This window comes from Burkholderia sp. Bp9143 (genome assembly GCF_003853645.1).
Classification (GTDB): domain Bacteria; phylum Pseudomonadota; class Gammaproteobacteria; order Burkholderiales; family Burkholderiaceae; genus Burkholderia.
In genome coordinates this window covers 23841-37582 of the sequence record NZ_QTPO01000051.1, presented here as the reverse complement: position 1 = coordinate 37582, position 13742 = coordinate 23841, and the positions used below count along the sequence as shown (strand labels likewise).

Here is a 13742-nt window from a genome sequence, read left to right as displayed (position 1 = left end):
TTTTCCGAGGAAGAACCATGCAACTCACAGGTCAGCTCCTGATCGGCCAGTCGGCCATCGCCGGACAGAACGGCACCCTTCACGCGATCGCCGCCGCGACCGGCGAACCGCTCGAACCCGCGTTCGGCGGCGCGAGCCTGCACGACCTGGAGACGGCCTGCGCGCTCGCCGACGAAGCATTCGACACGTATCGCGAAACGCGCCCCGAGCAACGCGCCGCGTTTCTCGACGCGATCGGCCGCAACATCATGGCGCTCGGCGACGACCTGATCGAACGCTGCGTCACCGAAACCGGCCTGCCGCGCGCACGCATCGAAGGCGAACGCGGCCGCACGGTCGGCCAGCTCGCGCTGTTCGCGTCGCTCGTGCGCGACGGCGGTTACGTCGATGCGCGCATCGATCCGGCCCGCCCGGACCGCAAGCCGCTGCCGCGCGTCGATCTGCGCCTGCGCAACGTCGCGATCGGGCCGGTCGCCGTGTTCGGCGCGTCGAACTTCCCGCTCGCGTTCTCGGTCGCGGGCGGCGATACCGCATCGGCACTTGCGGCCGGTTGCCCGGTGATCGTCAAGGCACACTCCGCACACCCGGGCACGTCCGAGCTCGTCGGCCGCGCGATCCAGCAGGCCGTGCGCGAATGCGGGCTGCCGGCCGGCGTGTTCTCGCTGCTGTTCGACACATCGCGCGACATCGGCCAGGCGCTCGTCGCCGATCCGCGCATCAAGGCCGTCGGGTTCACGGGCTCGCGCCGCGGCGGCGTCGCGTTGATGAACATCGCGGCCGCGCGCCACGAGCCGATTCCGGTCTATGCGGAAATGAGCTCGATCAACCCGGTGCTGCTGTTCCCGGCCGCGCTCGACGCGCGTCACGACACGATCGCGCCGCAGTTCGTTGCATCGCTCGCCCTCGGCGCCGGCCAGTTCTGCACGAACCCGGGCCTCGTGCTCGCGGTCGACGGCCCCGCGCTGCGCGCGTTCGAAGCCGCGGCGGCCACCGCCGTGCAAGCGACCGCCGCGCAGACGATGCTGACGCCGCACATCCACGCGAGCTATGCGCAAGGCGTGGCCGCCCTGCGCGCGCATGACGCGGTCGAGCTGCTGGCGGAAGGCGTGGAAGGCGGCCGCTACCAGGCGCGCGCGGCGCTGTTCGTGACGTCGGCGGACGCGTTCATCGCCCACCCCGAACTGCGTGACGAAGTGTTCGGCCCCGCGTCGCTGATCGTGCGCTGCCCGGACGCCGACACGCTGCATCGCGTGCTGAAGTCGCTCGAAGGCCAACTGACGATCGCCGCGCATCTCGCCGACGGCGACGCCGCGCTGTTCGCCGCGCTGCGCCCGACGCTCGAGCGCAAGGCCGGCCGCATTCTCGTCAACGGCTTCGGCACCGGCGTCGAGGTCGGTCATGCGATGGTCCACGGCGGCCCGTTCCCGGCCACGTCCGACACGCGCACCACGTCGGTCGGCGCACGCGCGATCGAGCGTTTCCTGCGCCCCGTGTCGTACCAGGACGTGCCGGACGCGCTGCTGCCCGACGCCATCCGAAACGGCAACCCGCTGAATGTGCCGCAACGCATCGACGGCGTGCCCGCGCCGCGGGAAGCGCGCAATGTCTGAGCCGCTCGCCGAAGTCGTCCTGTCGCTCGATGAGGTGCACGCGCTCGCGCTGCGGGTGCTGACGCACCACGGGATGTCCGATGCGCACGCGCAGGCGATCGCCCGCGTGATCACGCAAGGCCAGCGCGACGAGTGCCACTCGCACGGCGTGTACCGGCTGCTCGTGTGCGTACGTTCGCTGAAGAAGGGCAAGGTCGATCCGCAGGCCGTGCCGACGCTGCGCCGGCTGTCGTCGTCGATCGTCGCGGTCGACGCGCATCGCGGCTTCTCGCTGCTGAGCTTCGAGACCGGCCTGCCGGTGCTCGTCGAGATGGCGAAGCAGCACGGGATCGCCGCGATGGCGATCAACCGCTGCTACCACTTCTCGGCACTGTGGCCCGAGGTCGAGGCGATCGCCGCCGAGGGGCTGGTCGGCATCGCGATGAACCCGAGCCACAGCTGGGTCGCGCCGGAAGGCGGCCGCGAACCGGTGTTCGGCACGAACCCCATCGCGTTCGCGTGGCCGCGCCCGGACGGCGTGCCGTTCGTGTTCGACTTCGCGACCAGCGCGATCGCGCGCGGCGACATCGAGCTGCACGCGAAACAGGGCAAGGCGATCCCGCCGCACTGGGCGATCGATGCCGACGGCCAGCCGACCACCGATCCGAAGGCCGCGCTGCAGGGCGCGATGCGCACCTTCGGCGGCCACAAGGGCTCGGCGCTCGCGGCGATGGTCGAGTTGCTCGGCGGCGCGCTGATCGGCGACATGACGAGCCAGGAGTCGATGGACTTCGACGAAGGCGTCGGCGCGACGCCGTGCCATGGCGAACTCGTGATCGCGTTCGACCCGCAGGTGTTCCTCGGCGACGAACTCGACGCGGGCCTCGCGCGCGGCGAACGGATGTTCGCGTCGATCACCGGGCAAGGCGCGCGGCTGCCGTCGCAACGGCGCTTCGACGCCCGCGCGCGCAGCATCGCGCACGGCGTGCGGATTCCGAAGGCGCTGTACGACGAAATCCTGACGCTGCTCGACTGACGCGCGATCCCGGACGGCGGCTTCATCGCCGGCAGGACGGGCGATGAAGCCGCCGTCCGGTTCGGCCGACGATGTCCTCCGCGCCCCCTGCGCGGCGCACCGCCCGCGCCGCTCGCCCGCTCCCGCGGGCGCCGCACGCCCGGCGGCTGTGGGATAATCGCCAAGTTTGCCCAGGGCGCAGCTCAAGAGGTTGTTCGCACGGGCGCGCGAGAGGCCTTTATTCCCGTGCCTCCACCCTTTTCCGCGATATTTCTTCAGCCATCACCATGCCCACATACCGTTCCAAAACCTCCACCGCCGGCCGCAACATGGCAGGTGCGCGCTCGCTGTGGCGCGCCACCGGCATGAAAGACGACGATTTCTCGAAGCCGATCATCGCGGTCGTCAACTCGTTCACGCAGTTCGTGCCCGGGCACGTGCACCTGAAGGATCTCGGCCAGCTCGTCGCGCGCGAGATCGAGGCCGCCGGCGGCGTCGCGAAGGAATTCAACACGATCGCCGTCGACGACGGCATCGCGATGGGCCATGACGGCATGCTCTACTCGCTGCCGAGCCGCGACATCATCGCCGACTCGGTCGAATACATGGTGAACGCGCACTGCGCGGACGCGATGGTATGCATCTCGAACTGCGACAAGATCACGCCGGGGATGCTGATGGCCGCGATGCGCCTCAACATTCCGGTGATCTTCGTGTCGGGCGGCCCGATGGAAGCCGGCAAGACGCGTCTCGCGAACCCGGTCACCAAGACCGTCGAACTGAAGAAGCTCGACCTCGTCGACGCGATGGTGATCGCGGCCGACCAGTCGTATTCGGACGCCGACGTCGCCGAAGTCGAACGCTCGGCGTGCCCGACCTGCGGTTCGTGCTCGGGCATGTTCACCGCCAACTCGATGAACTGCCTGACTGAGGCGCTCGGCCTGTCGCTGCCCGGCAACGGCACGGTGGTGGCCACGCACGCCGATCGCGAACAGCTGTTCAAGCGCGCCGGCCGCCGCATCGTCGAGCTGACCCGCCAGCACTACGAGCAGGACGACATGCGCTTGCTGCCGCGCTCGGTCGGCTTCAAGGCGTTCGAGAACGCAATGACGCTCGATATCGCGATGGGCGGCTCGACGAACACGATCCTGCACCTGCTGGCGATCGCGCAGGAAGCCGGCATCGACTTCACGATGAAGGACATCGATCGCCTGTCGCGCATCGTGCCGCAGCTGTGCAAGGTCGCGCCGAACACGAACAAGTACCACATCGAGGACGTGCACCGCGCGGGCGGCATCATGGCGATCCTCGGCGAGCTCGACCGCGCCGGCAAGCTGCACACCGACGTGCCGACCGTGCACGCGCCGACGCTGAAGGATGCGCTCGACCAGTGGGATATCGTCCGCACGGAAGACGCGGCGGTCCGCACGTTCTACCTGGCCGGCCCGGCCGGCATCCCGACGCAGGTCGCGTTCAGCCAGGACACGCGCTGGCCGAGCCTCGACCTCGACCGCGCCGAAGGCTGCATCCGTTCGTACGAGCATGCGTTCTCGAAGGAAGGCGGCCTCGCGGTGCTGACCGGCAACATCGCGCTCGACGGCTGCGTGGTGAAGACGGCCGGCGTCGATGAAAGCATCCTCGTGTTCGAGGGCTCGGCTCACGTGACCGAATCGCAGGACGAAGCAGTCGAGAACATCCTGAACGACAAGGTCAAGGCCGGCGACGTGGTGATCGTGCGCTACGAAGGCCCGAAGGGCGGCCCGGGCATGCAGGAAATGCTGTACCCGACGAGCTACATCAAGTCGAAGGGCCTCGGCAAGGCATGCGCGCTGCTGACGGACGGCCGCTTCTCGGGCGGCACGTCGGGGCTGTCGATCGGTCATTGCTCGCCGGAAGCGGCAGCGGGCGGCGCGATCGGCCTCGTTCGCGACGGCGACAAGATCCGCATCGACATCCCGAACCGCACGATCGACGTACTGGTTTCGGACGAGGAACTCGCGCGTCGCCGCGAAGAGCAGAACGCGAAGGGCTGGAAACCGGCGCAACCGCGCCCGCGCAAGGTGTCCGCGGCGCTGAAGGCCTATGCGAAGCTGGTGATGTCGGCCGACAAGGGCGCCGTGCGCGACCTGTCGCTGCTCGAAGACTGACGCCGGGCGAGGGGCCGCGCGAACGGCCCGCCCGATCGAAAAGCCGCTCTCCGGAGCGGCTTTTTTTCGTCGATGGCACGCCGAATTGTCGCGCGCTCAGCGACGATACTCGTCGCTGCGACGGTCACCGCCGCCGCCACCGCCGTGGCCTCCCCCATCGTTTCCCCCACCTTGCTGCCGTGCACCGTACCCGCCGCCGCCCGGATTCGCCTGCGGCGGCATCATGCGGGTCACCGCGCCGCCGCCCTGCTCGGGCGCCGGACGCGCGACGGCCGCCGGCGGACGCGCATTGCCGCCCGCGCCAGGCATCGGCGCGGGTGCCGGTGCGACCTGTGGCGCCGGCGCGCGGTTCGGGCCGTTCCAGCCGCCGCGCGTGGCCGACGGCCGGGCATCATGCCGCTCGTGCGGCTCACCGCCCGGCGCGTGCTGAACCGGCCCGCCCGGCTGCGGGCGCCCGTAGGCCGGCGGCATCCCGCCGGGGCCGACACGCGGCTCGGCACGACGCTCCCAGCGGTCGCGATCGTGAAACCACGGCCGGTGGCGGTAGTAGCGATCCCAGTACGCGCCGATCGCGAACCCGGTCACCGGCACGCCGATGATCGCGCCGTATTCGAGCAACGGCACGTAACTGCCCTGGTACGGATAGTCGAGTTGCTCCGCGTCGATCCAGCCGCGCACGCCCGGCAGCGCGACGTCGCACCACGAGTAGTCGCTCAGGCAGCCGAACACGTCGAGTGCTGTGCCGGGCGGCACCTGCGCGACGACCGGATAATCGGGCGCCGGCCCCGCATAGATATCGGCCCCGGAGTTCGTGTAGGCACTGCTTTGCGCGTCGGCGATGCCCGGTACCGCGGCGATGCCGAACAGGACGACGCACAGACTTCGGATGATCGTATTGCTCATGTTGCTCTCCCGCGCGGTGCCGCCGCGCGTCGGTCAGTGTCGATGGCCCCCGCCCCCATGTCCGCCTCCCCAGTGGCCGCCGCCCCATGGACGGTGCCAGTACCCGCCCCGGTAGCCGCCTCCCCAATGACCCCAGAAACCGAGGCCGATCGTGACGGGCGGCCCGTACCAGCCCGGGTAATACGCGGGATAGTAGGCCGGGTAAGGCACGTAGGCCGGCGCGGCATACACCGGAGCCGGCACGTACGCGTAATCGTCCGCCGGCGGCGGCACGGCTGGCACCGCGGATGTCGACGGGACGGCCGGCCCGGCGTTTGCCGGCGCCACCGGGATCTCGCGCTGCGACACCGTGGCAGGCACGGGTGCGTAATACGGTGCATAGCCGTACGGGCCCGTGTAATAGCAGCCGCTCAGCGCAAGCATGGCCAGCGCCATGACGGCAGGCCTCGCGGCGGGAATCGGGTTCATTTCATGCTCCGCAGCAATCCGCGCGTCGCCGCGTGGCGCGCGCCTGACTCTAGCTTACGTCCCCTGCATATTTCTGCGGGTTTGATCGGTTACTTTTTGTTTCCCCGGATCGAATGCAGGGGTCGCGACCGCGCAGGTATGCCCCATGCTCGCGCTTCAGCCGTGCCGACGTTGAAGTTGGCGCAAATGCCCTCAACTTGAACATCGAGTCAGGCTGGCCGGCGCGGACGGGCGTTCGCGGCCCCCGGCGGCCTCCGAAACCCGCGGACTTCGCCCCGCCCAGACAGGAACGCGGCTCACGCCGCCATCGACATGACTACGCCACGCCCCACGCTTCGGGCGGACACGCCCCTCGATCCGATCATCCAGCTGCTGGCGCTTGCCGGCGAACAGGGTTATCTGACGCACGCCGACCTCGTCGACGCGCTGCCGCCGGAAAGCGACAGCCCCGACGCGCTGGACGTCGTGCGCGCCGCGCTCGCGGACATCGGCATCGCCGTGCTCGACGAGCCGGCCGCGCCGGTGCCGTTCGCGGGCGCGGCACCGGTCGACGTCGATCGCGACACGCTCGACGAGGGCCGCGCGCTGCTCGGCGATCTCGCCCGCGGCGCGAGCGCATCGACCGATCCGCTCGCGCTCTACATGCGGCGCATCCATGCGGTGCCGCTGCTCAAGCGCGAGGACGAAATCGTGCTTGCCCGCGAGATCGAAACGGGTCGCCATCAGATCCTGCACGCGCTCGCCGGCTGTCCGGCGGCCGTGGAGGCGCTGCTCGCGCGCCATGGCGCAACGGGTGCAACCGGCGCGGCCGCCAACGAGGGCGATGACGTCGACGACGGCGATGGCGGCACGCCGGCCGCTGCGCGCTACGACCTGCTGCAGGACGCGGTGACGGCCGTGCGCGGCGCATTGCACGCACCGGGCTGCCGCTCGGCCGAGTACCGCGACGCACGCAACCGCCTGGCCGCGCTGCTCGGTTCGCTCGCGTGGGTTGCGCCGGCCGTCGACGACGCAAGCCGCGTGGTGCGCGCGCTCGCCGCCGCACCGGTCGACGCCGCGACGGACGCCGCCGCCGGCACCGACGCCGCGTGCTTCGACACGGTCGCACGGCGTGCGCTCGGCGCCGCCCTGAGCGACGGCCAGCAGAAGGTGCGCGACGGTACGCGCGCGATGCTCGAGGCGAACCTGCGGCTCGTGCTGTCGATCGCGCGCAAGTACATGAACCGCGGCGTCGACCTGCCCGACCTCGTGCAGGACGGCTGCCTCGGCCTGATGCGCGCGATCGAGAAGTTCGAATACCGGCGCGGCTTCAAGTTCTCGACCTACGCGACCTGGTGGATCCGGCAAGCGGTCGCGCGTGCGGTGGCCGACCGCTCGCGCACGATCCGCGTGCCCGTGCACGTCGGCGACCAGCACCAGCGCGTGCAGCGGCATGCGCGGCGCTTCCACCAGCGCACGGGCCGGCGCGCGACGCCGGCCGAGCTAGCGGCCGAAACCGGGCTCGCCGAGGACAAGCTGCGCGCGGTACTCGCGCTCCCTGCCGAGCCGCTGTCGCTCGACACGCCGCTGCCCGACGCGGACACCGGCCTCGTCGACCTGATCGAGGACCAGGCATCGGCAAGCCCGTTCGAGCGGCTGGCGGACACGCGCATGCGCGAATGCGTGACGTCGCTGCTGCGCTCGGTCACGCCGGCCGAGGCCGACGTGCTGCGCCGGCGGTTCGGCCTCGGCGGCGCCGAGCCCGACACCTATGACGCGATCGCGCAGGACGCGGGCATGTCGCGAGAACGCGTGCGACAGATCGAGAAGCGCGCGCTCGCCACGCTGCGCACGGCCGCGGAGGCCGAGGGCGCGCAGTCGTTCCTCGACGCGTAACCGGTCGCGCGTTCGTGCTGCAGCACGGCACGAACGCGCGCGGCCCGGTTCCGCCGGTGCAACGTTTGCCATTGACTCACATCAAGTTTTGTTCGTCGCTTGCCATGACAATGTGATGAAATAAAAGCTGGACCGGCGCATTGCACGCCGTGTCCGTTCCGTTTGCACATCTCCGGGCTCCGCACATGCAAACGACCATCGGCCAAACACACGAGGAAAACCGGCAAATCGCGGCCTGCCTGCGCGAAGCCGCGCAATTGCTTGCCGACCAGGGGGCGAATCCCTATCGGGTTGCCGCCTACCGCGCGTCGGCCGACACGATCGAGTCGCTCGACGACGCCATCCGCACACGGTTCGACGCGGGCGGTGTCGATGCGCTCGGCGCACTGCCGGAGGTTGGCACCGGCGTCGCGCAGGCGATCGCCGAATTGCTGGTGACCGGACGCTGGCGCCTGCTCGACCGGCTGCGCGGCGACGCGGAGCGCGCGTCCGCCTTCGAGGCCGTGCCGGGCATCGGCCACGCGCTCGCGCTGCGGATTCACGACCAGTTGCACATCGATACGCTCGAGGATCTCGAACGCGCGGCCCGCAGCGGCCAGCTCGAAGCGATCGCGGGCGTCGGCCCGCGTCGCGCGGCCGGCATCCGCGCGGCGCTCGACGACGTGCTGAGCCGGCGCCGGCGCTGGCAAGGCCATGTGCGCGACGCCGATCTCGGCACGGAACCGCCCGTCGAGCTGCTGCTTTACATCGACCGCCTGTACCGCAGCAAGGCCGCCGCCGGCACCCTGCCCACGCTCGTGTCGCGTCGGCTGAACGCAGACCTGAGCATTCAGCCGCCCGTCATGCACATGACGAAAGGCGGCTGGCATTTCACCGCGCTGAGCCCGTATCCCGTGCGCCCGCAGGAGTCCACCCGCACCGCGGACTGGGTCGCGCTCTACTTCTACGATGCGCTGCAATGCGAGTACCAGAGGACGGTCGTCACCGAAACGCTCGGCTCGCTCGTCGGCAAGCGCGTCGTGCGCGGACGCGAAATGGAGTGCCGCGTGTATTACGCGGGATGATGCGCTCGGGGTGCTAGCCGCCGCGGTACGGCCGCCTCGCCGCACACTCGAGCACCACGTTCCGGCAAACCGAACCGCTTGACCGCCTACGCGCCTTCCGTCTTCGTGCGGCGTGCCGGATGACGATGCGCCGCGATGCGCAGCAGCTTGCGGAACGACGGACACTCGAGATGACTCGGCGCCGGGCACACGGCCGCATGCCGCAATGCATCGCGCACCGCGCCGAGACGGCGGATCGTACGGTCGAGCTCGTCGGCCTTGTCGTCGAGTTTCGCGCGGTCGATCGCGGGCCGGCCGTCCGCGCCGAACATCGCGAGGATGTCGTCCAGCGAAAAGCCGGCCTCGCGGCCGAGCGCGATCAGCGCCAGGCGCTCGAGCACCGACTCGTCGTACTGGCGCCGCAGCCCGTGACGGCCGTTCGGCACGATCAATCCCTTTTCCTCGTAGTAGCGCAGCGTCGACGCGGGCAATCCCGAGCGGCGCGCGACATCGGCGATGTCCAGACGGCTCATGCTTGATCTCAAGTGAACTTGAAGTTGCAAGATAGCTGCCCGATTCCTTCGACACAAGCGTGGACCGCCATGCCCCCACCGAAACCGGCTCGACTCCCGACACGCCGGACCACCCCGCCGTAACCGCGGCCGCCCCGCTGCTGCCGGACGACGCAGCGGCGGCGAACCCGCGCCCGCATCATTCGCCGCCGCTTTCGATCAGGTTGTGGCGCACACGCCCGAGCAGGCGCACGAGCGTGTCGCGCTCGTCGCGCGTGAAGCCGCGCAGCCCGTCGTCGGTGACGGTGTCGCCCACTTCCAGCATCTGCGGAAAGATGGCGCGCGACTTGTCGGTCAGCCGGATCACGAACGCGCGGCGATCGTCGTCGTTCGCGATGCGTTCGATCCACCCGCAGCTTTCCATCCGGTCGAGCAGCCGCGTCAGCGAGATCGGCGTGATCTCGAGCCATTCCGCGAGCCGCGCCTGATTCATCTCGCCCTTCCACGTCAGGTACGCGAGCACGCGGCTTTGCGCGCGCGTCAGTCCGATGCGCTTCGCGCGCCGGTCGAACAGGCGTCCCTGCAGGCGGGCCACGTCGGAAATCAGGTAGCCGATCCGGTTCTCGTAAGTCTTGTCCATGCGGCGATTATAGGGGCAGGCCGCGAATGACCCGCGGCTCGGGCCAGGCGATGAGCACGGCTATAATAAGCGTGCTTATAATTCGAGTGATACCGGATCGCCGCCCACGGCGACCGCCCCACGGAGACACCCGCTTGAATCCCGCCGCCGACGCCCCCGCCTCGCCGCCCGCCCTCAATCGGCCGATGCTGACCCTGTCGATCATGCTCGCGACGCTGATCCAGACGCTCGACAGCACGATCGCGAACGTCGCGTTGCCGCACATGCAGGGCACGCTGTCCGCGTCGCAGGACGAGATCACCTGGGTGCTGACCTCCTACATCGTCGCCGCGGCGATCGCGACGCCGCTGACCGGCTGGCTGTCCGACCGGCTCAGCATGAAACGGCTGCTGACGATCTCGATCGCGGGCTTCACGATCGCGTCCGCGCTCTGCGGGCTGTCCGAGTCGCTCGTGCAGATCGTCGGCGCGCGGCTGCTGCAGGGCGTGTTCGGCGCCGCGCTGGTGCCGCTGTCGCAGTCGATCCTGCTCGACATCAACCCGCGCGAGAAGCAGGGTCAGGCAATGGCGATCTGGGGGATGGGCGTGATGGTCGGTCCGATCCTCGGCCCGACGCTCGGCGGCTGGCTCACCGACAGCTACAACTGGCGCTGGGTGTTCTTCATCAACGTGCCGATCGGCGCGTTCGCACTGGCCGGCGTGCTGACCTTCCTGCCCGCGCGCGCGCCGCGCCCGCACGTGAAATTCGACGCGTTCGGCTTCGCGACGCTCGCACTCGCGATCGGCGCGTTCCAGGCGATGCTCGACCGCGGCGAACAGCTCGACTGGTTCGGTTCGTACGAAATTCGCATCGAGGCGCTCGTCGCGGCCCTGAGCTTCGCGTTCTTCCTCGTGCATACGGCGACCGTCGGCAAGGCGTCGTTCTTCAAGTCGGAGTTGCTGCGCGACCCGAACTTCGCGACCGGCACGCTGTTCATCTTCGTCGTCGGCGCGGTGCTGTACGCGACGCGTGCGCTGTTGCCGCCGATGCTGCAGAACCTGATGGGCTATCCCGTCGCGACGACGGGCCTCGTCACCGCGCCGAGCGGCGCGGGCACGATGATCGCGATGCTGTTCGTCGGGCGATTGCTGAAGTACGTGGACGCGCGGGCGCTGCTGTTCGCCGGGCTGGCGATTTCCGCGCTCGCGCTGTGGCAGATGATGCAGTACACGATCGTGCTGTCCGAGGCGGACATCGTGTGGCCCGGGGTGGTCCAGGGCTTCGGGCTGGGGCTCGTGTTCGTGCCGCTGAGCGCGCTGTCGTTCTCGACGCTGCAGCCCGAGTTGCGCGCGGACGGCACGGCCACCTACAGCCTGATGCGCAACATCGGAAGCAGTATCGGCATCTCGATCGTGCAGACGCTGATGACGCGCAACACGCAGGTCGCGCATGCCAACCTCGTGACCCACATCACGCCGTTCGACCCGGCCGTGCAGGCGATGGCCGGCAGCCACCTCGACATCGCGCTGCTCGACCGCACGATCAACCAGCAGGCCGCGATGATCGCGTACCTGAACGACTTCAAGCTGATGTTCGTCGCGACGCTGCTGATGATCCCGCTGTTGCTGCTGATCCGCCCGCCGCAGAAAACGGCGAGCGTCGACGTCGCGCACGCGGCGATGGATTGACGATGCGACGGGCATACGCCCGTCGCGGGCCGCAACGTCAGGCCTTCATCGTCCCGGTGCGCACATAGCGCTCGTGCCACGACAGCGCCTCGGCGAGCAGGTGCGGCGTGTGCTTCCCGAAGCTCTCGCGCGACGCGCGCTCGAAGTAGTCCTCGAGCATCGGGCGATAGTCGGGATGCGCGCAGGTCGCGATGATCTTGCGCGCGCGCTGCTTCGGCGACAGGCCGCGCAGGTCCGCGAGCCCCTGCTCGGTGACGACCACCGCGACGTCGTGCTCGGTATGGTCGACGTGGCTCGCCATCGGCACGATCCGCGAGATCGCGCCGCCCTTCGCGGTGCTGGCCGACATGAAGCACGACAGGTAGCCGTTGCGCGCGAAGTCGCCCGAGCCGCCGATGCCGTTCTGGATCTTCGTGCCCATCACGTGCGTCGAGTTCACGTTGCCGTAGATGTCGGCCTCGATCATCCCGTTCATCGCGATGCAGCCGAGGCGGCGCACGAGTTCCGGATGGTTGCTGATCTCCTGCGGGCGCAGCAGGATCTTTTCGCGGAACGTCGCGATCTCGTCGGCGAAGCGCTGCACGGCGACCGGGCTCAGCGACAGCGCCGTGGCCGACGCGAAGCTCAGCGTGCCGTCGTCGAGCAGGTCGAGCATGCCGTCCTGGATCACCTCGGTGTACGCGGTCAGGTTCGAGAAGCCGGCCGAGCTCAGTTCCGCGAGCACCGCGTTCGTGATGTTGCCGACGCCCGACTGCAGCGGCAGCAGGTTTTCCGGCAGGCGGCCGCGCTTCACTTCGTGGCGCAGGAAGTCGATCAGTTGCAGCGCGATCTGCTTCGACGTGGCGTCGGGTGCGGAGAACGCGTTGCTGCGGTCCGGCGCGTCGGTCTCGACGATCGCGACGATCTTGTCGGCCGGGCAGCGCAGGTACGGCTCGCCGATCCGGTCGTCGCTTTTCGTCAGCGGAATAGGCTTGCGGTGCGGCGGCAGCGCGGTGCCGTAATAGACGTCGTGCATCCCGTCGAGGCCGAGCGGCTGGCGCGAGTTGACTTCGAGAATCACGTGCTTCGCCCGCTCGAGCCACGTCTTGTTGTTGCCGATCGATGCGGACGGAATCAGCAGCCCGTCCTCGCGAATGCCCGCGACTTCGACGATCGCGACGTCGAGGTCGCCGTACAGCCCGAACCATGCGTATTGCGCGACGTGGCTGAGGTGGACGTCCTGATAGTCGACTTCGCCGTTGTTGATCTTGTCGCGCAGCGTCGGGTCGGACTGGTACGGCAGGCGCATCGAGATGCCGTTGGTGCGGGCGAGCGCGCCGTCGAGTTCCGGCGCGGTCGATGCGCCCGTCAGCACGTTGATCCGGAAGTCCTCGCCGCGCGCGTGGGCGGCGTCGATGTGGGCGGCGAGCGCGGCCGGCACGGCCTTCGGATAGCCGGAACCGGTGAAGCCGCTCATCGCGACGGTCATGCCGGGACGGATCAGCGCGGCGGCTTCGTCGGCGGTGCGGACGAGCGAACGCAGGGCGGGAGCGAGGATGCGTGAAGAAGACATGGCTGGTTATCTGACGCTTTGGTCTGTCGTTGACGTCGCGGGGGGTGTCTCCTGAGCGACGCGAAGCCCTTGGGGCCGCGAGGGGCGGCCCGGCACCACGGGCGTGGTCCGAGTATCGCAGAGGCCATCGCCGCGAAATGTCCGCCGGATGCAAAAGATACTTGCTGAATGCACCGGGTATCGAACGGCCGTTCTGTGACAGGTCGCGGCGTCGACGTCGAATGCAGTCGAAAGGCACGCGAAAGCAAACCGCCAATTTTCGGCTCGAAGATTACGAACGGCTGAACGTCAATCAACCGATACCTTTCCGGATTGACCGCGTAAACGCAGG

Annotated in this window: 11 protein-coding genes; 6 read left to right on the top strand and 5 right to left on the bottom strand. The window is 69.2% G+C overall.

The features are described 5' to 3' along the window. The first annotated feature begins 17 nt into the window (after positions 1-17). The 3 genes from DIE23_RS30800 (at position 18) to ilvD (ending at position 4751) form a co-directional block, all read left to right on the top strand. On the top strand, positions 18-1610 hold the full coding sequence (locus tag DIE23_RS30800) for an aldehyde dehydrogenase (NADP(+)) (RefSeq protein WP_124615573.1): 1593 nt from the start codon (positions 18-20) through the stop codon (positions 1608-1610). Further along, complete coding sequence (locus DIE23_RS30795; RefSeq protein ID WP_124615572.1) at positions 1603-2625, top strand: Ldh family oxidoreductase; 1023 nt, start codon at positions 1603-1605, stop codon at positions 2623-2625. The genes DIE23_RS30800 and DIE23_RS30795 overlap by 8 nt, the downstream gene beginning before the upstream one ends. Before the next feature lie 266 nt (positions 2626-2891). Then, positions 2892-4751, top strand: a complete 1860-nt coding sequence (gene ilvD / locus DIE23_RS30790; protein ID WP_124615571.1) for a dihydroxy-acid dehydratase — start codon at positions 2892-2894, stop codon at positions 4749-4751. Positions 4752-4847: 96 nt separating this feature from the next. Here the strand turns inward: ilvD and DIE23_RS30785 are convergent, their stop codons facing one another. Both DIE23_RS30785 and DIE23_RS30780 read right to left on the bottom strand, forming a co-directional pair. Beyond that, complete coding sequence (locus DIE23_RS30785) at positions 4848-5654, bottom strand: SH3 domain-containing protein (protein ID WP_124615570.1); 807 nt, start codon at positions 5652-5654, stop codon at positions 4848-4850. A 33-nt stretch (positions 5655-5687) separates the two neighbouring features. Next, positions 5688-6122, bottom strand: a complete 435-nt coding sequence (locus DIE23_RS30780) for a hypothetical protein (RefSeq protein WP_124615569.1) — start codon at positions 6120-6122, stop codon at positions 5688-5690. A gap of 312 nt (positions 6123-6434) precedes the next feature. Here DIE23_RS30780 and DIE23_RS30775 point away from each other — a divergent pair, with 312 nt between their 5' ends. Both DIE23_RS30775 and DIE23_RS30770 read left to right on the top strand, forming a co-directional pair. Continuing rightward, positions 6435-7997: a sigma-70 family RNA polymerase sigma factor gene (locus tag DIE23_RS30775; protein ID WP_124615568.1), complete on the top strand. Its 1563-nt coding sequence runs from the start codon at positions 6435-6437 to the stop codon at positions 7995-7997. A 185-nt stretch (positions 7998-8182) separates the two neighbouring features. Further along, positions 8183-9061, top strand: coding sequence for a helix-hairpin-helix domain-containing protein (locus DIE23_RS30770; RefSeq protein WP_124615567.1), 879 nt, complete (start codon positions 8183-8185; stop codon positions 9059-9061). Positions 9062-9147: 86 nt separating this feature from the next. Here the strand turns inward: DIE23_RS30770 and DIE23_RS30765 are convergent, their stop codons facing one another. Continuing rightward, positions 9148-9573 (bottom strand): helix-turn-helix domain-containing protein, encoded by a 426-nt coding sequence (locus DIE23_RS30765; RefSeq protein WP_124615566.1) that lies wholly within the window; start codon positions 9571-9573, stop codon positions 9148-9150. A gap of 178 nt (positions 9574-9751) precedes the next feature. Beyond that, positions 9752-10192 (bottom strand): MarR family winged helix-turn-helix transcriptional regulator, encoded by a 441-nt coding sequence (locus DIE23_RS30760; RefSeq protein WP_124615565.1) that lies wholly within the window; start codon positions 10190-10192, stop codon positions 9752-9754. A gap of 134 nt (positions 10193-10326) precedes the next feature. Here DIE23_RS30760 and DIE23_RS30755 point away from each other — a divergent pair, with 134 nt between their 5' ends. Beyond that, a complete protein-coding gene (locus DIE23_RS30755; RefSeq protein ID WP_124615564.1) occupies positions 10327-11859 on the top strand; it encodes a DHA2 family efflux MFS transporter permease subunit in 1533 nt (510 codons plus the stop codon). A 37-nt stretch (positions 11860-11896) separates the two neighbouring features. Here DIE23_RS30755 and DIE23_RS30750 read toward each other — a convergent pair whose 3' ends face one another. Further along, positions 11897-13411, bottom strand: a complete 1515-nt coding sequence (locus DIE23_RS30750; protein ID WP_124615563.1) for an acetyl-CoA hydrolase/transferase family protein — start codon at positions 13409-13411, stop codon at positions 11897-11899. Between the last annotated feature and the right edge of the window lie 331 nt (positions 13412-13742).